17 protein-coding genes and 3 pseudogenes are annotated in these 19317 nt (G+C 41.2%); 4 read left to right on the plus strand and 16 right to left on the minus strand.

The annotated features are described in order from the left end of the window. Positions 1 to 5 precede the first annotated feature (5 nt). Positions 6 to 1292, minus strand: a complete 1287-nt coding sequence (locus tag ACU8V8_RS13280; RefSeq protein WP_446887828.1) for an outer membrane protein assembly factor BamB family protein — start codon at positions 1290 to 1292, stop codon at positions 6 to 8. A gap of 221 nt (positions 1293 to 1513) precedes the next feature. Further along, on the minus strand, positions 1514 to 1783 hold the full coding sequence (locus tag ACU8V8_RS13285; protein ID WP_446887829.1) for a hypothetical protein: 270 nt from the start codon (positions 1781 to 1783) through the stop codon (positions 1514 to 1516). Positions 1784 to 2047: 264 nt separating this feature from the next. On the opposite strand from ACU8V8_RS13285, the gene ACU8V8_RS13290 reads away from it, so the two are divergent. Together ACU8V8_RS13290 and purU are read left to right on the plus strand one after the other, a co-directional pair. Next, positions 2048 to 2497 (plus strand): REP-associated tyrosine transposase, encoded by a 450-nt coding sequence (locus ACU8V8_RS13290; protein ID WP_446887830.1) that lies wholly within the window; start codon positions 2048 to 2050, stop codon positions 2495 to 2497. A gap of 221 nt (positions 2498 to 2718) precedes the next feature. Further along, positions 2719 to 3549 (plus strand): formyltetrahydrofolate deformylase, encoded by an 831-nt coding sequence (gene purU / locus ACU8V8_RS13295; protein WP_446887831.1) that lies wholly within the window; start codon positions 2719 to 2721, stop codon positions 3547 to 3549. Between the two features lie 54 nt (positions 3550 to 3603). Here purU and ACU8V8_RS13300 read toward each other — a convergent pair whose 3' ends face one another. Together ACU8V8_RS13300 and acs are read right to left on the minus strand one after the other, a co-directional pair. Then, a complete protein-coding gene (locus ACU8V8_RS13300; protein WP_446887832.1) occupies positions 3604 to 4257 on the minus strand; it encodes a response regulator transcription factor in 654 nt (217 codons plus the stop codon). 96 nt (positions 4258 to 4353) lie between these two features. Further along, a pseudogene (gene acs, locus ACU8V8_RS13305) lies at positions 4354 to 6295 on the minus strand (acetate--CoA ligase). A gap of 294 nt (positions 6296 to 6589) precedes the next feature. Here acs and ACU8V8_RS13310 point away from each other — a divergent pair. Beyond that, positions 6590 to 7756, plus strand: a complete 1167-nt coding sequence (locus tag ACU8V8_RS13310) for a DcaP family trimeric outer membrane transporter (RefSeq protein WP_446887833.1) — start codon at positions 6590 to 6592, stop codon at positions 7754 to 7756. Between the two features lie 196 nt (positions 7757 to 7952). Here ACU8V8_RS13310 and recA read toward each other — a convergent pair whose 3' ends face one another. Together recA and ACU8V8_RS13320 are read right to left on the minus strand one after the other, a co-directional pair. Next, positions 7953 to 8999, minus strand: a complete 1047-nt coding sequence (gene recA / locus ACU8V8_RS13315; protein WP_087531019.1) for a recombinase RecA — start codon at positions 8997 to 8999, stop codon at positions 7953 to 7955. A gap of 65 nt (positions 9000 to 9064) precedes the next feature. After that, positions 9065 to 9556, minus strand: coding sequence for a CinA family protein (locus tag ACU8V8_RS13320; RefSeq protein WP_446887834.1), 492 nt, complete (start codon positions 9554 to 9556; stop codon positions 9065 to 9067). 21 nt (positions 9557 to 9577) lie between these two features. Between ACU8V8_RS13320 and mutS the strand changes: the two genes are divergently transcribed. Further along, entirely contained in the window at positions 9578 to 12148 is a 2571-nt protein-coding gene (gene mutS / locus ACU8V8_RS13325; protein WP_446887835.1) for a DNA mismatch repair protein MutS, read from the plus strand. A gap of 72 nt (positions 12149 to 12220) precedes the next feature. On the opposite strand, the gene rpoS is transcribed toward mutS, so the two are convergent. The 10 genes and pseudogenes from rpoS to ACU8V8_RS13375 form a co-directional block, all read right to left on the minus strand. After that, entirely contained in the window at positions 12221 to 13201 is a 981-nt protein-coding gene (gene rpoS, locus ACU8V8_RS13330; RefSeq protein ID WP_446887836.1) for an RNA polymerase sigma factor RpoS, read from the minus strand. 57 nt (positions 13202 to 13258) lie between these two features. Then, positions 13259 to 14083, minus strand: a complete 825-nt coding sequence (locus tag ACU8V8_RS13335) for a peptidoglycan DD-metalloendopeptidase family protein (protein WP_446887837.1) — start codon at positions 14081 to 14083, stop codon at positions 13259 to 13261. Positions 14084 to 14124: 41 nt separating this feature from the next. Continuing rightward, on the minus strand, positions 14125 to 14703 hold the full coding sequence (locus tag ACU8V8_RS13340; protein WP_446887838.1) for a YqaA family protein: 579 nt from the start codon (positions 14701 to 14703) through the stop codon (positions 14125 to 14127). Positions 14704 to 14712: 9 nt separating this feature from the next. Further along, positions 14713 to 15352: pseudogene (locus ACU8V8_RS13345) on the minus strand (protein-L-isoaspartate(D-aspartate) O-methyltransferase). Then, positions 15342 to 16106 carry a 5'/3'-nucleotidase SurE gene (surE, locus tag ACU8V8_RS13350; RefSeq protein ID WP_446887839.1) on the minus strand — a complete coding sequence of 255 codons (765 nt, stop codon included), beginning with the start codon at positions 16104 to 16106 and terminating at the stop codon, positions 15342 to 15344. Before surE ends, ACU8V8_RS13345 begins: the two are co-directional and overlap by 11 nt. Continuing rightward, positions 16107 to 17135 carry a tRNA pseudouridine(13) synthase TruD gene (gene truD, locus ACU8V8_RS13355; protein WP_446887840.1) on the minus strand — a complete coding sequence of 343 codons (1029 nt, stop codon included), beginning with the start codon at positions 17133 to 17135 and terminating at the stop codon, positions 16107 to 16109. Next, complete coding sequence (ispF, locus tag ACU8V8_RS13360) at positions 17132 to 17614, minus strand: 2-C-methyl-D-erythritol 2,4-cyclodiphosphate synthase (RefSeq protein ID WP_446887841.1); 483 nt, start codon at positions 17612 to 17614, stop codon at positions 17132 to 17134. The genes truD and ispF overlap by 4 nt, the downstream gene beginning before the upstream one ends. After that, entirely contained in the window at positions 17611 to 18312 is a 702-nt protein-coding gene (gene ispD, locus ACU8V8_RS13365; protein WP_446887842.1) for a 2-C-methyl-D-erythritol 4-phosphate cytidylyltransferase, read from the minus strand. Before ispD ends, ispF begins: the two co-directional genes overlap by 4 nt. Further along, on the minus strand, positions 18302 to 18592 hold the full coding sequence (ftsB, locus tag ACU8V8_RS13370) for a cell division protein FtsB (RefSeq protein ID WP_087531029.1): 291 nt from the start codon (positions 18590 to 18592) through the stop codon (positions 18302 to 18304). Before ftsB ends, ispD begins: the two co-directional genes overlap by 11 nt. A 72-nt stretch (positions 18593 to 18664) precedes the next feature. Continuing rightward, positions 18665 to 19283 (minus strand): annotated as a pseudogene (locus ACU8V8_RS13375) (hypothetical protein). Positions 19284 to 19317: the final 34 nt, after the last annotated feature.

Here is a 19317-nt window from a genome sequence, read left to right on the forward strand (position 1 = left end):
AATAACTACTTAACCACACCGCTATTTTGATTATCTCGGTGAATTTTAGACCAAGTATTAGGCATTAAACCCATGCTATCAGTTTGAATAGCTACAAGTTTACCGGTTGCATTTGCATCATTACGCTCACCCTCTGAAAGTGTACCAATATACAAGATGCCTTGACTATCAATTGCAGGGGATGACCAAGTAGCACTGGCTTTCAGATCATACTGCCATACAAGCTCACCATTAGGTGAATACACATGCATTAAATCATTTTCTGTCGCGAAATAAATATTACCATTGTCACCAATTGCTGGTGATACTTTCACATTACCTGTAATTTTGGTTTGCCATATAATTGCTTTTGAATTGAGTTCAAGCGCATAAATCTCACTATCGTCATTATTATTTGTGCCAAAATAAATACTCCCGCGTGATTCATCAATCGCAACTGATGAACGAATATGCGGCGTTTCAAACACATGAGGATTTGGTAATTCAAACTTCCAACGCAGATCCAAATTATCATCAAAGCTGTATAAAATTCCGGCTTCAGAGCCAAAATAAATATTATTATTAGAATCAATAGCTGGAGTTGAGTAAACCAAGTCGCCTGCAAAGGTTTCTACATCTTTGAACTCACCCACTAATTCATAGCTATTTAAATCAAGCTTAAGTACGCGGCCCTCATCATAAAATACCAATTCACCATTGTAATTTACCGCCCCATTTACAAACCGGTCTTGCCGTTCTTCACAATTACATAAACGCTCAAACAAGCTCTCACCCGTTTGCGCGTTAAAAGCGCGGATATCTAATCCTGTATATATAACTTGCTCTTTATAAGCCGCAACCTTAGTTAATCCAGAACTTGTTTGCAAACCATAATCAGATACACGTTGGCGCCATATTTGCTCACCATTATCATTTAGTGCAACAAGTTCACGGTACACTTTTTCAAACTCACCAGTGCGCTTATCGACTGTAAAATAAATATTGTCCTTGTGTACAACTGGGCTTGAGCGCACCTCTTCACCATTAGGTAAACTGTAACGCCACTTTTCGCTGCCATCGCGGTTATACGCCACCATTAAATCACTGCCTGCGGGGTCATTACGCACATTTTTAGCTGTGCCTATATAAATAGTTTGCTCATCAGCACTAAGTGCCGGTGACGAGTAATAAGCAAAGCTAGTGGTTGGTAATAATTTTTCCCACACTAATCGTGACTCTTCGACTTTATCAGGTTCTTTATCAGCGTCAGACTTCGTAGTTTGTGGGTCATCGCTGCCGCCTCCCCCCTCCACATGCCGATAGAAAAAGACTTAACGCGAATATAATTGGTGCTTTAGTTTTAGGGTATTCAAACAGTAAATTCATGTAATTCCTTGATAGTTTTTATTTATTATTAAATAATTTTTACCAAGAGAATTACAACAAATACAGACACGAAAAACGTTTCGATTTTTCTCGCACATTTAAAATATTTTTATCTGTCTTTATGGCGTTACTAAATCATTGAGACGAATTACTTATTCTCAGCCTCGGGGATTGTATCTACAGGCACGCAACTACCGGGGTCAAGCTCAAAGCCTTCGTGTAACCCATTTTGCATTTTAGCTAAAAACGCCTCACTTAAAGGCTCACGAGCTGTAATTGAATGATATTCAACTTCACCTTTATACGTGCATTTATAAGGATACACATAGCGATTTTCATCGCCCTCTACAGATGAGTCACTCACCGCACACCCCGATAAAGCACCAACCATCAAACCACAAAAAATAAAACGAACCATACCCACCTCCATACGTAGCAGCGACTTTACGTCGCGTTCTTTTACGGATTTACCCCGCGTCCTTTTAAAGAGTTTACCTCTCGCTTTAAGGTAAATGACGCGGGGTGCATTTACGCGGGGTAAACCCGCTGCTACTAAATTCATTTACGCAATATAAAATCGACGCGGGGTAAACCCGCTGCTACTAAATTCATTTACGCAATATAAAATCGACGCGGGGTAAACCCGCTGCTACGATTAATGTTTAACCTACAAGGAAGGTAGATGAACAACGCATACCGGCTCAGAAAAGGCAGAGTGTCTTTAACCAACCATTTTTACAGCATCACCATCGTTACCCATCAACGCCAACCGTTTTTTACCGACTTTGCTTTAAACCGACAAATCATCAAACACATGCAACAACTCGAGCAGCAACAGCTTATAAAATCAATTGTCCTTGTGATCATGCCAGACCACCTTCACTGGCAATTCCAATTACTTGAAAATACCACGCTTGCAAGCGTTATTCGAACATTTAAAGGGCAAACAGCAACCACCTGTCGAAAATATGGCATCCATAAACTCTGGCAAAAAGGCTACTACGACCACTTGATTCGTGATGAAAACGATTTAATAAACCAAGCCCGTTATATAATTGCAAACCCATTAAGAGCAAAATTAGTAACAACCGTCGCCAATTACCCCTATTGGGATTGCATTTACCTCCCGTAGCAGCGGGTTTACCCCGCGTTATCTCTTAAGGGTTTACCCCGCGTCCTCTTAAGGGTTTACCTCGCGTCGTATATCGCGTAAATATGCGCGACATATCCGACGCGACGTAAAGTCGCTGCTACGACTCATGAGTAATTATCAATTATCTAATAAAGCGCTTGCAATAGTGGTCGATTCGCAAATAATGAGACTCACTGTTCACGGGATTAGAATGAGGAAAAATGAACACGATACTTACTACGCAATGTGCAGATGATGTGGGCTTAATAGCTAAAATTACCGGACTTTGTCATGAGCATAATTTAAATATTACCCGCAATAATGAATTTGTAGATAAAGACGCAAAACGTTTCTTTATGCGTACTGAATTAAGCGACCAACCTAATACAGATTTTATCACTGAGCTTGAAGGTCTCTTACCTGAGGGCGCGAAGGTTACTTTACACAGCAACGAGAAAACCAAAATCGTACTACTTGCTACCAAAGAAGCGCACTGTTTAGGCGGTGTGTTACTTAAACAGTTTGAGCAAGCTCTTAACATTGAAGTGCTTGCTGTAATTGCTAACTACCCAGATTTAGCGCCTTTAGCAAAAGGCTTTGATGTTCCGTTTCATGTTGTTAGCCATGAGGGGCTGAGCCGTTTAGAGCATGACCAACAAGTCGGTGACTTAATTGCGAACTATAAGCCAGACATTATAGGCCTCGCTAAATATATGCGTATTTTAAGCCCAGAATTTGTCGCCCGTTTTGACGGTAAAATTATTAATATTCACCACTCCTTTTTACCGGCGTTTATTGGCGCAAAGCCATACCATCAAGCATTTGAACGTGGTGTAAAAATTATTGGTGCAACGGCACATTTTGTTAATAATGAACTCGATGAAGGGCCTATTATCATGCAAGACGTGACGCATGTTAATCATGCCAATACCGCGGAAATGATGGCTAAAATGGGGAAAGATGTTGAAAAAACAGTGTTTTGTAAAGCACTGCAATTAGCGTCTGAACATAAGTTATTTATCAACGGTAATAAGACTGTAGTGTTTAGCTAGGTGATAGATTTAATCTAGAAATGAAGAGGCTACTTGCCTCTTTATTTTTATAACTTAAGACGCCGACTCAATAGGTTCTAGTTGTAGTTTTGCAGCTATAAGTACTGCTTGAGTACGATTATAAACGCCTAGCTTTCTAAATATTGCGGTAATGTGTGCTTTGACTGTTGCTTCTGAAATATGTAGCTCGTAAGCAATTTGCTTATTGAGTAAACCTTCATGTAAGTATTGTAAAACTTTATATTGCTGTGGAGTCAAGGAAGCCACTTGTGCAGCGATTTCTTTGTCTTCACCTTCTATAGTCGCGACTTTATCTTTAAGCTCTACAGGGAGCCATACATCGCCATCGAGTATTTGATTTATTGCCCGGGCAATGTCTTCTGACGACGATGACTTAGGAATAAATCCCATTGCACCGTAGCTCATCACTTTGGAAACGATATTAATATCTTCACTACCTGAAACCACCGCAATGGGTAAACTTGGGTAGTCTTCACGGATACGAATAAGGCCGTATAAATCGCCATTACCTGGCATGTGTAGGTCTAGTAGTAAGATGTCTAGATCTTCTTGTTCGCTAAGCACTTGTAGTGTGGTATCAAAATCTTCTGACTCAAAAACTTCTAAATCAGCAAATTTACTACTTAACGCCCCTTTTAGTGCTTCACGAAATAACGGGTGGTCATCCGCTATTAAAAACTGACTCATGGTTCACTCCTAATAAATTCGGCTGCTGTTTAATCATAAACAACAGCCGATATACTACGTTTAGAATCAACTTCTAATCAAGTTTTTAACGCATATTTAACGATTTAATCGGTTCTCGATTAACTCATCAACCACGCTAGGATCTGCAAGTGTTGAGGTATCACCTAGTTGTTGGTGCTCATTTGCTGCTATTTTACGTAAAATACGACGCATAATCTTACCAGAGCGAGTTTTTGGTAAGCCTGGTGACCATTGGATCATATCAGGTGAAGCAATTGGACTTAGCTCTTTACGAACCCAGTTACGTACCTCTTTAGTGAGCTCATCACTCACTGTTACCCCTTCATTTGGCGTAATGTAAACATAAATACCTTGGCCTTTAATGTCATGAGGGAAGCCAACAACGGCGGCTTCTGCTACAGCCTCATGAGCAACAAGGGCACTTTCTATTTCAGCGGTACCTAAACGGTGCCCTGATACATTGAGTACATCATCGACACGCCCGGTGATCCAATAGTAGCCATCTTCATCACGACGACAGCCATCACCAGTAAAGTAAACACCAGGATATGCTGAAAAATAAGTTTGTTCAAAACGCTCGTGATCACCATACACTGTTCGTGCTTGTGATGGCCAGCTGTCTAAAATGACTAAGTTACCATCGACAGCGCCCTCTAATGTATTACCTTCAGCATCAAATAGTGCTGGTGCAATACCAAAAAACGGACGAGTTGCAGAGCCTGGTTTCATATCAGTAGCACCTGGAAGTGGCGTGATCATTATACCGCCAGTTTCTGTTTGCCACCAAGTATCCACAATAGGACAATTACTCTTACCTATATTTTCGTAGTACCACGACCATGCTTCTGGATTTATTGGTTCACCCACCGAGCCTAAAATACGAAGGCTATCACGGTTAGATGTAGACGTTGGCTCATCACCTTTAGCCATAAGTGCACGAATCGCCGTAGGTGCAGTATAAAGAATAGTTACACCATGCTTATCAACTACTTCACCCATACGCCCTGCTGTAGGATATGTTGGCACGCCTTCAAACAATACTTGTGTACAACCGTTCACTAACGGCCCATAAGCAATGTAACTGTGACCTGTGATCCAACCTACATCAGCACTACACCAAAATACATCATCTTCTTTAAGGTCAAATACATATTCATGCGTCATTGATGCATATACTAGGTAGCCACCAGTTGTGTGTACAACACCTTTAGGTTGACCCGTTGAGCCAGATGTATACAGAATAAATAGCGGGTCTTCTGCATTCATTGGCTCTGGGTCACACTGAGCTGGCACATCAGCAACTAAATCATGCCACCAAACATCGTGCTCATTCCAATCAACTTCACCACCTGTAAGCTGATGAACAACAACATGCTCAATTGTCGTTACCGATTCTTGCGCAACCGCTTCATCAACATTCGCTTTTAACGGTACTGTGTTACCAGCGCGTCGGCCTTCATCTGACGTAATAACAATTTTAGCGCCAGAGTCCTTAATACGATCAGCAATTGCTGATGGTGAAAAACCACCAAATACCACAGAGTGAATCGCCCCTAAGCGAGCACATGCTTGCATAGCATAAACAGCTTGTGGTGACATAGGCATATAAATCGCAATACGATCACCTTTTTGCACACCTAAATTTTTAAGGCCATTTGCAAATTTAGCTACTTCATCATGTAATTTTTGATAGCTAATATGTTCACTTTGTTCTGGATTATCACCTTCCCAAATCAATGCTGTTTTATCTGCTTTGGTTGCAAGGTGACGGTCAATACAGTTATAAGAGGCGTTCAGTTTCGCCATCTTCATACCATTTAATATTGATATGCCCTTTATCAAATGAGGTGTTTTTTACCTTAGTATAAGGAGTAGACCAATCAAGCCGTTTACCATGCTCTGACCAAAAATTTTCTGGATCATCAATAGATTGCTTGTACAGTGTATTATAATTATCGTTATCAACTAAGGCTGCATTCTTGATTTGTGCAGGAACTGGATAGATACTTTGTGACATAGTCGTCTCCATTTGTAATTACTTGCCAAAGGCCTACCTCAAGGATCACTCAGCATGGCTGATGAAAGTATTAGACCTTAGTTGTAATACTATTTTATAAACTATCGGTTAAGGCTAAATTAGCGCTTGCTACTTCAAAACTTTTAATAACATAAGGTTAACAACCTTGTTTTTTCAAGTCTACTTTTGTCAAACATTAGTCTAATAGACCAATAGGTAATTGAGTAAAAAGCGTACATCATCAAAAGTGACATTATTAGAAGTATAACAACTGCACCGAATAGGAAATCAATCATGACAACACAAACAACACTAATAAGATCCCTCACCGCAACCGCTGTTTTGTGCGCGCTGAGCACGACAACACAAGCTGCCACAATTGGTGACACAGATGTTAATTATGGCGGTTACGTAAAAATTGATGCAATGTGGAGTGATTATTCAGCTGGTGCTCCTGCTGGAACAAATGTAGGGCGTGACTTTTATGTACCAAGTACATTAACAGTTGGCACCGACGACGACTCTGATGCTGTATTTGATATGCACGCACGCCAGTCTCGTTTTAATTTTGGCACATCAACACTCTTAGACAACGGCAAAACCATAAACAGTAAAATCGAAATAGATTTTTTAGCGTCTGCTGCTGGTGGTAATGAACGCGTTTCTAACTCATACGCGCCACGTATTCGCCACGCTTTTATTTCTTATGATGGATGGTTATTTGGTCAAACATGGTCAAACTTCCAAAATGTTGGTGCACTGCCTGAAACACTTGATTTTGTAGGTCCAGCTGAAGGTACTGTGTTTGTGCGCCAAGCTCAAGTTAAATACACAACCGGTGCATGGTCTTTCTCGTTAGAAAACCCTGAAAGCACAGTTACAACACAAGGCGGTGCTCGCGTTGCAACCGATGACGCTTCATTGCCTGATTTTACCGCACGCTACGCCATGAATGCTGACTGGGGGCAGTTTGTTGTTACAGGTCTAGCACGTCAATTAACATATAAACAAAATGGTATAGATGCTGATGAGACCTCACTTGGTCTTAGTGCATCAGGTATGGTTAAACTTGGCCAAGACAACCTTAAATTTATGCTTACCCAAGGCAAAGGCTTAGGTCGTTACATAGGTTTAAATGTTGCCCATGGTGCCGTATTGAATGGCGGTGAACTCGATGCCATTGACTCAACCTCAGGTTTTGTTGCTTATCAGCATAATTGGAATAACCAATGGCGCTCAACATTCCTCTACTCGTTCTTCTCAGCTGACAATAACACTGATTTACTTACAATTACAGGTGACCCAACTGAATCTAGCCAAAGCTACAGCGCTAATATTCTCTACTCACCCGTTAAAAAACTAACCTTTGGTGCTGAATTTAAACACGCTGAACGTGAACTCGAAAGTGGCAATGATGGTGATATGGATCGCTTGCAGTTCTCTGTTAAGTATGCATTTTAGCCCTAACTTGCTAACTTGCTAACTTGCTAACTTGCTAACTTGCTAACTTGCTAACTTGCTAACTTGCTAACTTGCTAACTTGCTAACTTGCTAACTTGCTAACAAAGCATAAATACAAAAAAGCCGCTAAATTTAATTATTTAGCGGCTTTTTTAATTGTTAAGTGCGGGTAAAAATCGCGCTTACTTTTTAATGCTTATAACTCATCTTCTGCAATTAAGCCCGAATCTTCACCATCTTCTGGTTTAATTTCAGCTTTAAGCAAAAGCATATCACGCAATTTACCTTCAATTTCGTCTGAAATCTCTGGGTTCTCTTTTAAGAACTTAATTGAATTAGATTTACCTTGGCCAACTTTACTACCATTGTAGCTGTACCATGCACCGGCTTTTTCAACAATTTTATGCTTAACACCCAAATCAATAAGCTCGCCATGCTTAGAAATACCTTCACCATACATAATGATGAATTCAGCTTGTTTAAATGGTGGTGCAACCTTGTTTTTAACCACTTTTACACGAGTTTCGTTACCAACGACTTCATCGCCTTCTTTCACAGAACCAATACGACGAATATCTAAACGAACTGAAGCGTAAAACTTAAGTGCATTACCACCTGTTGTTGTTTCAGGGTTACCAAACATAACACCAATTTTCATACGTATTTGGTTGATGAAAATACATAATGTGTTTGAGCGTTTAATATTACCCGTTAGCTTACGTAATGCTTGTGACATTAAGCGAGCTTGTAAGCCCATGTGTGAATCACCCATGTCGCCTTCAATCTCAGCTTTTGGTGTTAGGGCTGCCACTGAATCGACAATCACAACATCAACTGCACTTGAGCGTACTAACATGTCACAAATTTCTAGCGCTTGCTCACCTGTATCTGGTTGAGACACTAATAAATCATCAATATTTACGCCTAACTTTTGCGCGTAAACTGGATCAAGTGCGTGCTCCGCATCAACGAATGCACAAGTTTTGCCTTCTTTTTGTGCTTGAGCGATAACTTGTAGCGTTAAAGTTGTTTTACCTGATGATTCAGGACCATATACTTCAACAATACGACCCATAGGTAAGCCACCTATGCCTAAAGCAATATCGATACCTAGTGAACCTGTCGATACAGCCTCAATGTCTAGTGCTTTATTGTCACCCAATTTCATGATTGAGCCTTTACCAAATTGACGCTCAATTTGAGATAAAGCTGCATCTAATGCTTTTTGTTTGTTATCGTTCATTTTGTTCTCCAAATCCGGCTAATGCAGACAAGTATACTGTATGAAATTACAGTATCAAGCTTATTTTATAAATTTATCTTCTCTATAACTTCTTTTAAAGCATAAACAATAGCTTGGCATCGAACACTGGCTCTATGACCAAAAAATAATTGCTGACTTGGGTACTGTTTATTACCTATTTGAATGCAAAACCAGACAAGCCCAACAGGTTTTTCTTTTGTACCGCCACCAGGACCAGCAACGCCAGAAACTGCAATACTAATATCTGCATTCGTGACTTTACATGCGCCCGCAGCCATCTCTAGCACTGTTTCCTCACTCACAGCGCCATATTCTGCCAACGTTGCAGCCGTTACTTTAAGTAAATCTTGTTTTGCTTGATTGCTATAAGTAACGAACGCACGGTCAATATAGGCAGAGCTTCCGGGGGTGTCGGTAAGGGCATAACTCACTCCCCCTCCAGTACATGACTCAGCGGTAGTGATCCATAAGCGTTTATCCGTTAAAATAGCACCTAATTGCGCAGCAAGTGTTTTAATCTCTTGATGTAACTCCATATTCAGCCTTTGGGTAAATACATGTCGTTTGATCTTTATGCACCACAGACAATAAGTCAACAAACTCCGATGATGCAACAGTATCTAAAAATAAAATCTGAGCATCGTGATATTTTATTGTTCTATCGAATGGGTGATTTCTACGAACTCTTTTTTGATGATGCAAAACGTGCCGCGCAGCTTTTAGATATCTCACAAACTCATCGTGGTAAAGCCGGTGGCGATCCTATTCCTATGGCTGGGGTACCGTATCATGCAGTTGAAAATTATTTGGCGCGTTTGGTGCAAATGGGTGAATCTGTAGCGATTTGTGAACAAATTGGAGACCCAGCTACAAGTAAAGGGCCTGTAGAGCGTAAAGTTGTGCGTATTGTCACACCAGGAACTATTTCTGATGAAGCCCTGCTACAAGAGCGTCAAGATAATTTACTTACCAGTGTATGGCAAAGTAAAAAAGGTTTATACGGAATTGCCTATTTAGATATCAATTCTGGGCGTTTTAATATTGTTGAAGTAAATACCGATGAAGCTTTTAGCTCAACACTGCAACGTTTAGCGCCAGCCGAATTACTCTACAGTGAAGATTTTACTAACGTACATTTAATAGAGCAAATTAAAGGCATTCGCCGTCGTCCTGAGTGGGAGTTTGATCTCGATACAGCGCAACACCTTTTATGCGATCAATTTGGCACTAAAGATTTAGTCGGCTTTGGGGTTGATAAAGCCAAAGCGGCGTTAGTAGCTGCCGGTTGCCTAATGCAATACGTTAAAGACACGCAACGGATTGCCCTGCCTCATATTCGTGCGATCACCCTTGAACATAACGAACATGCGGTAATTTTAGATGCTGCCACCCGGAAAAACTTAGAACTAACCGTTAATTTATCAGGCGGGTACGAAAATACCCTTGCACAAGTACTAGATAAAACCGCAACAGCGATGGGATCACGGTTACTAAAGCGTCGCATTCACACTCCTATTCGCTCAAAACCCGAACTTAATGCACGCCTTAATGCTATTAGTGCCATAATCGATGCGCAATTATGTGGTGAACTCCATGAATCACTTAAGCAAATAGGCGATATAGAGCGTGTTATAGCACGCTTAGCATTATGGACTGCAAGACCTCGCGATCTAACTCGCCTGCGCTGTGCATTACAAGCTTTAGTCCCATTACATGCGCTTCTTAATGATGCCAATGATTCTCGAATTGCACAAATTATTGCCGACTCTGCAGCTTTACCTGAACTGCAAGATTTATTAGAACGTGCGGTTATTGATAATCCACCAGTACTGATTCGTGACGGGGGAGTTATTGCTCCAGGCTACAATAGCGAATTAGACGAATGGCGCGCACTTAGCCAAGGTGCCACTGATGTGCTTGATCAATTAGAACAACGTGAACGTGAACGAACAGGCATTAGTACCCTTAAAATAGGCTACAACAAAGTGCATGGCTTTTTTATCGAAGTAAGCCGTGCCAACTCGCATTTAGTGCCAGCAGATTATATTCGTCGTCAAACGCTTAAAAACAACGAACGCTACATTATTCCTGAGCTAAAAGAGCACGAAGATAAAGTACTTGGTAGTCAGTCAAAAGCTCTAGCGCTTGAAAAACAATTGTATGAACAGCTTTTTGAGTATATTGCGCCACACATAGAGCAACTGCAAACAATGGCTGCAGCCCTTGCTGATTTAGACGTACTTAATAATTTAGCTGAGCGTGCAATAGCTCTTAATTATGCCAAACCGCAGCTATGTGATAACGACGATATAAGTATCAAACAAGGGCGTCATCCTGTGGTTGAGCAAGTCATGAAAGACCCATTCATCGCCAACCCGGTAGAACTTAATGCTCAGCGTAAAATGCTGATCATCACAGGGCCAAATATGGGTGGTAAATCAACCTATATGCGCCAAACTGCACTGATTGTGTTAATGGCGCATATTGGCAGCTATGTACCAGCTGATAGTGCAAAGATTGGTAATATTGACCGAATATTCACTCGCATCGGTGCCAGCGATGATTTAGCCTCTGGCCGCTCAACTTTTATGGTTGAGATGACCGAAACCGCAACAATTCTAAACAATGCAACCACGCAATCACTGGTATTAATGGATGAAATAGGCCGCGGTACAAGTACCTATGATGGCCTATCACTCGCCTATGCAACCGCTGATCACTTAGCATCAAAAATCGCAGCAAAAACACTGTTTGCCACTCATTACTTTGAACTGACCGAGCTGGCCGAGCAACAAACGGGGCTGGTAAATGTGCATTTAGATGCGATTGAGCACAATGACACTATCGCGTTTATGCACACAGTACTTGATGGCGCGGCGAGTAAAAGCTTTGGTTTACAAGTTGCAGCATTAGCTGGTGTGCCAAAAGCAGTTATAAAACAGGCTAAGCAAAAGCTAAAGATGCTCGAAAACCATCAACCTGTTACCGCAGATATAAACACGCAACAAGCATCATTATTTGAAAGCGAACCGAGTGAGGTAGAAACTCAGCTGGCTGAAATCGATTTGGATAATTTAAGCCCGCGCCAAGCGCAAGATTTACTGTATAAATTAAAAGCACTGTTGTAGTAATTGCAGATATTAAAAAGCCGAAGCGATAATCGCTTCGGCTTTTTAATTCATGTCTTAATATTTAGATATTTACGAAAACTGATCAAATAAACTATCTGTACTTAACCCTTCGTGTTGCAAAATGTCTTTAAGTCGGCGTAATGCTTCAACTTGAATTTGGCGAACTCGCTCACGCGTTAAGCCAATCTCACGACCTACATCTTCCAGCGTTGATGGCTCATAACCAAGTAAACCAAAGCGACGAGCTAATACTTCACGTTGTTTAGGATTAAGTTCACCTAACCAATCTACAATATGCTTATTAATATCATTGTTTTGTACTTCGCCTTCAGGGCTAAAACCTTTTTCATCTGCGATAATATCAAGTAATGCTTTATCGTTTTCGCCACCAATTGGTGTATCGACTGAGGTGATTTTTTCGTTTAGACGCAGCATTTTTGTGACGTCTTCAACCGGTCTATCTAAACACTCTGCAATTTCTTCAGCGGTTGGCTCATGGTCAAGTTTTTGTGTCAGTTCTCTCGCTGTACGTAGGTATACATTTAATTCTTTGACTACATGGATAGGTAAGCGAATGGTACGCGTTTGATTCATAATCGCACGCTCAATAGTCTGACGGATCCACCAAGTAGCATAGGTTGAGAATCTAAAGCCACGTTCGGGATCAAACTTTTCAACAGCGCGAATAAGTCCTAAGTTACCTTCTTCAATTAAATCAAGTAATGCAAGACCACGGTTATTATAGCGACGGGCTATTTTTACAACTAAACGTAGGTTACTTTCAATCATGCGTTTGCGGGATGCTTCACAGCCTTTTAACGCTTTGCGGGCAAAAAACACTTCTTCTTCAGCACTCAATAAAGGAGAGAATCCAATTTCACCTAAATACAATTGAGTGGCGTCTAAATTTTTGGTTACCTCCTCTTTAGCGAATATATCATCTTCTTTATCGACTTCCTCTAATAATGCTGCAGCCTCTTCGACTACTACATCATCAAATTTTTCATCAGCCGCGGACTTCGTTTTTTCTACTTTTGCTGTGTTACCCATTAGCGTACCCTCAAGCAAATAAGTGATTATTCAATCACTGGTGTCAATACCCGATAGCTAAGGCAAGTATTTTTGGGGATTAACAGCTTTTCCTCTATAACGGATCTCAAAACGCAATGCCGTAACATCAGAATCTGAACTGCCAACCTCTGCTATTTTTTGCCCTGCTTTCACATTCTGTTTCTCTTTAACTAACAGCTTCGAATTGTGTGCATAGGCACTAAGGTAATCATCATTATGTTTCAAAATGATTAAATTACCATATCCTCGAAGTGCGTTACCCGCATATACCACGGTCCCTTGTGCTGCTGCTAAAACAGACGACCCTTTTTTGTTAGTAATTTGTAGCCCTTTATACCCATTTTCCCTAGTCGAAAAACGTTGTGTTACTTTACCTTTAGCGGGCCAAAACCAACGTACCTTTCTTGGGTTTAACTGACTAGTATTACTAACTTTTTTACTGGCTTGTTTTTGAACATACTCTCGTTGTTTTGGCTGATCAAGCTCTTTTTTTAATTTTTTGTTATTTTTTTGTTTCGATTCTGTAGACTTTTTGCTCGAATTCGTATATTTTGCCTGCTTTTTATTTTTTTCTGTAACACGCGTAAAAGAGATAACTTGACCAGGATGAATAATGTAAGGGGCTGGTATAGCATTATTTTTTGCTAAGGTTCGAAAATCTTGGCGGGCACTAAATGCAATAGAGTAAAGCGTATCTCCCTTTTTAACGGTGTACTTATCTCCATTTATATTTATTCTGCTGGTGTATGGTTTAACACTTGTATCCAAACTACTAACTGGTGCAGGGGCTTGACGAGAAGAACAGGCGCTGAGCAAAACACTCATAAATAAAGTAACATAGAACACATATTGTTTATTCATGGTGCTTTACCCTTAATTTCAAAAGTTGTAACTTTTAGCGGTTAACGTAAGAAAAAGTAAGCAACGACGATTAAAATGACTAAGCCCCAGCCAAGTGCTTCAACGTATTGACGTAATTTTTGCTCCATTTTCACACCACCCCACTTCATTAGCGCTGCCACTAAAAAGAACCGGGCACCGCGACCAATAGCAGACGCTAATAAAAATGGTAAAAAGGCCATATGTAAAAGCCCCGCACCTATGGTGAACACTTTATAGGGAATGGGTGAGAAACCAGCCAAAAATACCACCCAAACACCGTAGTTTTTAAACCACTCAAGGGCGATATCAAACTTATCTTGCCAACCCATTTGGCTGATAAGCGGTTCGACAACGGGCTCAAATAACCAAAACCCCAACAAATAACCTAAAACACCACCAATCACAGATGCAATCGTAGTAAAGCTGGCAAAACGCCAAGCTTTGCTAGGTTGCGCAAGTGCCATAGGTGCTAACATTACATCAGGCGGGACCGGAAAAAAAACAGATTCAGCAAAACTCATTCCGGCTAAATAACGCTCTGCATGGCGATGTTTAGCCCACACTAATGCCATATCGTATAACTTAGTAAACAATTTCAAAGTGACTTCCTATTCAATATCACCAGGGACGAGTGGAACAAATCTCACTGGTGCAATTACATGTTGGGTAAATTTATTATCTTCTCTAACAACCATAACTAGTTGCTGTTGGTCATTACCAATTGGCGCAATCATTACTCCCCCATCGGCAAGTTGATCAAGTAATGCTTGTGGCACGTGTGATGCAGCTGCGGTTACAATAATCCCTTGAAACGGAGCTTGTGATTGCCAGCCTTGCCAGCCATCTCCGTGTTTCATTGTTACATTGTATAAATCAAGGTTATGTAATCGCCTTTTGGCTTGCCACTGCAGCGCCTTTATACGTTCAACGGAACATACTTTGGTAAAGGTTTTTTGCCAGTATTGCAGTCTGATAACCCGAACCTGTACCAATTTCAAGAACTTTATCACGAACCCCTGCCAAGCGCAGTAATTCTGTCATGCGGGCAACTATATAAGGCTGTGAAATAGTTTGTCCTTGCCCTATTGGCAATGCTGTATTTTGATAAGCTTTATGCTTTAGTACATCGTCGATAAATATATGCCTAGGAATAGCAGCAATCGCATCGAGAACCTGCCTATCCTCAACTCCTTCTCGCGCTAATAAATCAGCCAGAGCCTGCGCACTGCGAGTATAATTAGACAGCACCATTGATCTCCATTGTTTTAAGCCAATCACCAACCGCTTGTATGCTTTCTTTAGCGGTCATATCAACACTTAAAGGTGTAACTGATGCATACCCATTATTGATGGCATAAAAATCGGTGCCATTGCCGGCATCACTTTCAGCACCCAGCGTGCCATACCAGTATATATCTCTGCCCCAAGGATCTTGTTGCTTGGTCATGGTTTCAGCCTTGTGCCGAGCACCTAAGCGGGTTACCTGAACACCTTTTAGCTCACTCAATGGAATATCTGGTACATTAATATTTATGATTTGATCTTTTGGTAATGGATGCGAAGTAAGCTCTTTGATAATACTAACAGCCACCGCAGCCGCGGTTTCAAAGTAGTTACCTTCTTTTGAGCATAACGACACAGCCACTGCAGGCAAGCCTAAATGGCGACCTTCGGTTGCAGCCGCAACCGTACCAGAATAAAGTGTATCATCCCCTAAATTAGCACCGTGGTTAATACCTGCAACAACTAAGTCTGGCTTTTCATCTAGCAACTCATTAACACCTAAATGCACGCAATCTGTTGGTGTGCCGTTTACTGATATAAAACCATTTTCAAGCTTGGTCGCACGCAGAGGGTTCATCAGCGTTAAAGAATTACTTGCACCACTGCAATTACGATCAGGTGCCACTAAAGTGACATCAGCAATTTGTGTTAAAGCTTGATAAAGTACGGCAATTCCTTTCGCGTTTACACCATCATCATTACTCAATAAAATTTTCATTTACGCGTCCTTTTCTTTGTGTAATTTGGGGCTCGCATCGGTGTAATCCACCAGCTCACGTAACAGCGCGGTTGCAAAGGTGCCTTTAGGTAAACCAAAGCTTAATTTTATCGTGGTTTCATCTATAGTTTCTACCGCTAAATCTTGTGGTATTAAACGTAACATTCTGCGTTCATTTTTAAGACCAAGCTCACCAAGCCCTTCACACCATTGTTGGTACGGTTCTAGCCATATTCTCTCTTGCTCTGTTAAGCCTTTTTCGCTTTTACCTACCATAGGTGCCGACATCATAATGTCGCCAGAGGCAAGCCGAGCAATGTTTTCATCGCTAATGGCGTCTTCAAAAAAGGCGTTACTGCCACTGAGCATAAACACTTCACGGTGCATGGTTTTAGCTAGGCCATGCTCGGCAACACGTAAATTAACGATTTGATTAAACACATAGGAGCGAGCCGCTGAAATAACCAAGCCACGTAATTTTTTATCACGAATACGCTCGCCAGCAAACATGCGCTTTGCCATATCAAGGTTATGCCCGCCATGACCAAAGCGTTGCTCACCAAAATAGTTAGGTACGCCGGCACGAACGGCATTAATTCTACAAAGAATATCTAACGGCTGTGTGACATTGCGCAGAGTAATTGTAAATTTATTACCCCTATGGCATCCCGTACGTAGTTTACGATTGTGTCGTTGCTGAGAAACTATAAATACCGAGTCACTATTAAGCTCGGTAAAATCAATCTCTTTTTTTATTGGCACTGGCACGCTAAACCATTGGCTGCACACGCCGTGGCGATCTTTCATGCCCGCATAACTGACATCACGAGGAGAAATCCCCGCTTTTTGCGCCAGTAACTTAGCAACGTATTGGGTGTTTTCGCCTTTTTTTACGACTTGCAAACATACATGTTCACCACTGCCAGTAAATTCAATGCCAAGGTCTTCATCAACCATGAAGTCTTCAGCCGTGGTTTTAAAGTCCGCTTGAGATAATGGCTTACCATACAAATAATTTAATTCACTCATACTGAGAGCTTACTCATGATCACAACCGCATGGCTTGAAATGCCTTCTTTACGTCCTTCAAATCCTAACTTCTCAGTCGTAGTGGCTTTAACATTAACCTGACTCAGCTCGGCCTTTAAATCGGCGGCTAAGTTTTCACGCATAGCTTGTATATGAGGCAACATTTTTGGCGCTTGTGCCACAATCGTTACATCAGCATTACCGAGTACATAGCCTTGCTGCTTAGCTAAATCAACTACATGGCGTAATAAAATACGGCTGTCGATATTTTTATATTCACTGGCAGTATCAGGAAAGTGTTTACCAATATCCCCCATCGCAAGCGAACCTAAAATCGCATCACACAATGCATGAATTGCCACATCACCATCGGAATGGGCTAAAAACCCTTGTGGGTAAGCTATTTTTTCACCACAAATAGTTAACGGGCCTTCGCCGCCAAATTTATGAACATCAAAGCCATGGCCAATTCTAATCATGATGCGTTCTCGCTGTGTTGTTTTTGGAGTAAAAAGTGGGCTAAATCTAAATCTTCTGGTGTGGTTATTTTTATATTATCGCTGCGCCCAGGCACTAACTTGACTGGTTTTTTCGCCCACTCAATAGCTGATGCTTCATCGGTGATTGCTACTTGCTGTGCCAATGCACCTTGTAGTGCGTTCGTTAAATCTGTGTATTTAAAAAATTGTGGCGTCAATGCCTGCCATAAGTCATCTCGTGGCACCGTTTGTTCACTGTGGGTATCACCACGCTTTATTGTGTCTTTGACCTTAGTCGCTAAAATGCCACCTTCATCAGCGCTTAGGCATTGCTGTATCAAGTGTTCGATATCAGTTGTATTAACTAACGGTCTAGCAGCATCATGCACTAACACCCAATCAGGTGGATCAGCATGCAAGGTTAATAACCCATTTAGTACTGAATCAGCACGCTCTTTACCACCACAGGCTCGAACGATTCGCTTGTCCATCTGGGGTATCTGTTCGTAAAAGGGGTCATCATCACTAACCACCACAATTATTTTATCGAGCTGTGAAAGCTTAGCCAACTTAGCTAATGTATGCTCTAAAATAGTTTTCCCGGCCAGAGTTATGTATTGTTTTGGCGCGCTATGTTTCATCCGACTACCTACACCAGCGGCAGGGACAATAGCAGCGATTGTATGTTTATTTTTCATTGAGTTGTTGTCCAGGTAACACACGTATAAATGTCTCACCTGGCTTGATCATTCCTAATTCGTTACGAGCGCGCTCTTCAACGCCTTCTTGACCTAATTTTAAGTCTTCAATATCAGCTTTAAGTACTTTATTGCGCTTTATTAAGTTGGCATTAGTGTCTTGGTGGGAAGTAACCGCTGATTTTAATCGACTATAATCTTGCACACCATTGTGACCAAACCACAATCGGTATTGTACAAACAACGCTAAACAAAGTAGCGCAAATTGAAACAGCCGCATTAAACACTCCTTGGTTGTTGCTTTATCAGTTTAAGTTAAAAATACACATTAGAAGACAACTGATGTTAAGTTTTACTGAACATGAGTGCGCTTTAAATTACGCCAGTTAATATTACTAGCTAGCAGCATTTCTCTCAACGACAACACACGCGGAGCTGCATCGCTTATTAAAACGCCACTGGTGGCCACAACAAGCAGCGCTCATCGTTGCTTTTGTTGGTTTTAATAGTAACGCAGTTTGCCCTTCAAGCGACCTACCTTGGCAATCAAACCAACCATGTTCATTACAATGAAGTTTATTGTCGCTTACTTGGTCGATACTGTCTATTGCTACCCGAGTTTGATTGGCGTTATCGAGTAATAACGGCACAATTAAGCCTAATTTTTTATAGCGGGAATAAAAATCGGCAAGATCATCTTGGCTAGGTGGTTTGGCCTTTTGTTTATCTAACCAACTACCATTTTGTGGATCAAGCACAAAAGGGACCTGACCATTCACCACACGAGTGGCTGCACGTTCAATATAGTAAGGTAAACTTTTTAATATCGCGCGTAGGCGCTGTTCACTAGGTTCGCTAACTAATCGAGTTATTTCACGAGCATAAAACGCATTGCATAGTTGAGCATACAACACACGTTGTGCATCAGATTGCCAAATATCAACTTGTTGATCAGGGTTACTCGCAGTCAACGCTTCTACTCAATACACCTAGGTGTTTATTTTA

The organism is Pseudoalteromonas sp. SaAl2, from assembly GCF_052947895.1.

Bases quoted from the DNA above. Each gene is read 5' to 3' on its own strand.
- ACU8V8_RS13285 (WP_446887829.1), bottom strand. From the start codon at position 1,783: ATGGTTCGTTTTATTTTTTGTGGTTTGATGGTTGGTGCTTTATCGGGG.
- ACU8V8_RS13290 (WP_446887830.1), top strand. From the start codon at position 2,048: ATGAACAACGCATACCGGCTCAGAAAAGGCAGAGTGTCTTTAACCAAC.
- purU (WP_446887831.1), top strand. From the start codon at position 2,719: ATGAACACGATACTTACTACGCAATGTGCAGATGATGTGGGCTTAATA.
- ACU8V8_RS13300 (WP_446887832.1), bottom strand. From the start codon at position 4,257: ATGAGTCAGTTTTTAATAGCGGATGACCACCCGTTATTTCGTGAAGCA.
- ACU8V8_RS13310 (WP_446887833.1), top strand. From the start codon at position 6,590: ATGACAACACAAACAACACTAATAAGATCCCTCACCGCAACCGCTGTT.
- recA (WP_087531019.1), bottom strand. From the start codon at position 8,999: ATGAACGATAACAAACAAAAAGCATTAGATGCAGCTTTATCTCAAATT.
- ACU8V8_RS13320 (WP_446887834.1), bottom strand. From the start codon at position 9,556: ATGGAGTTACATCAAGAGATTAAAACACTTGCTGCGCAATTAGGTGCT.
- mutS (WP_446887835.1), top strand. From the start codon at position 9,578: ATGTCGTTTGATCTTTATGCACCACAGACAATAAGTCAACAAACTCCG.
- rpoS (WP_446887836.1), bottom strand. From the start codon at position 13,201: ATGGGTAACACAGCAAAAGTAGAAAAAACGAAGTCCGCGGCTGATGAA.
- ACU8V8_RS13335 (WP_446887837.1), bottom strand. From the start codon at position 14,083: ATGAATAAACAATATGTGTTCTATGTTACTTTATTTATGAGTGTTTTG.
- surE (WP_446887839.1), bottom strand. From the start codon at position 16,106: ATGAAAATTTTATTGAGTAATGATGATGGTGTAAACGCGAAAGGAATT.
- truD (WP_446887840.1), bottom strand. From the start codon at position 17,135: ATGAGTGAATTAAATTATTTGTATGGTAAGCCATTATCTCAAGCGGAC.
- ispF (WP_446887841.1), bottom strand. From the start codon at position 17,614: ATGATTAGAATTGGCCATGGCTTTGATGTTCATAAATTTGGCGGCGAA.
- ispD (WP_446887842.1), bottom strand. From the start codon at position 18,312: ATGAAAAATAAACATACAATCGCTGCTATTGTCCCTGCCGCTGGTGTA.
- ftsB (WP_087531029.1), bottom strand. From the start codon at position 18,592: ATGCGGCTGTTTCAATTTGCGCTACTTTGTTTAGCGTTGTTTGTACAA.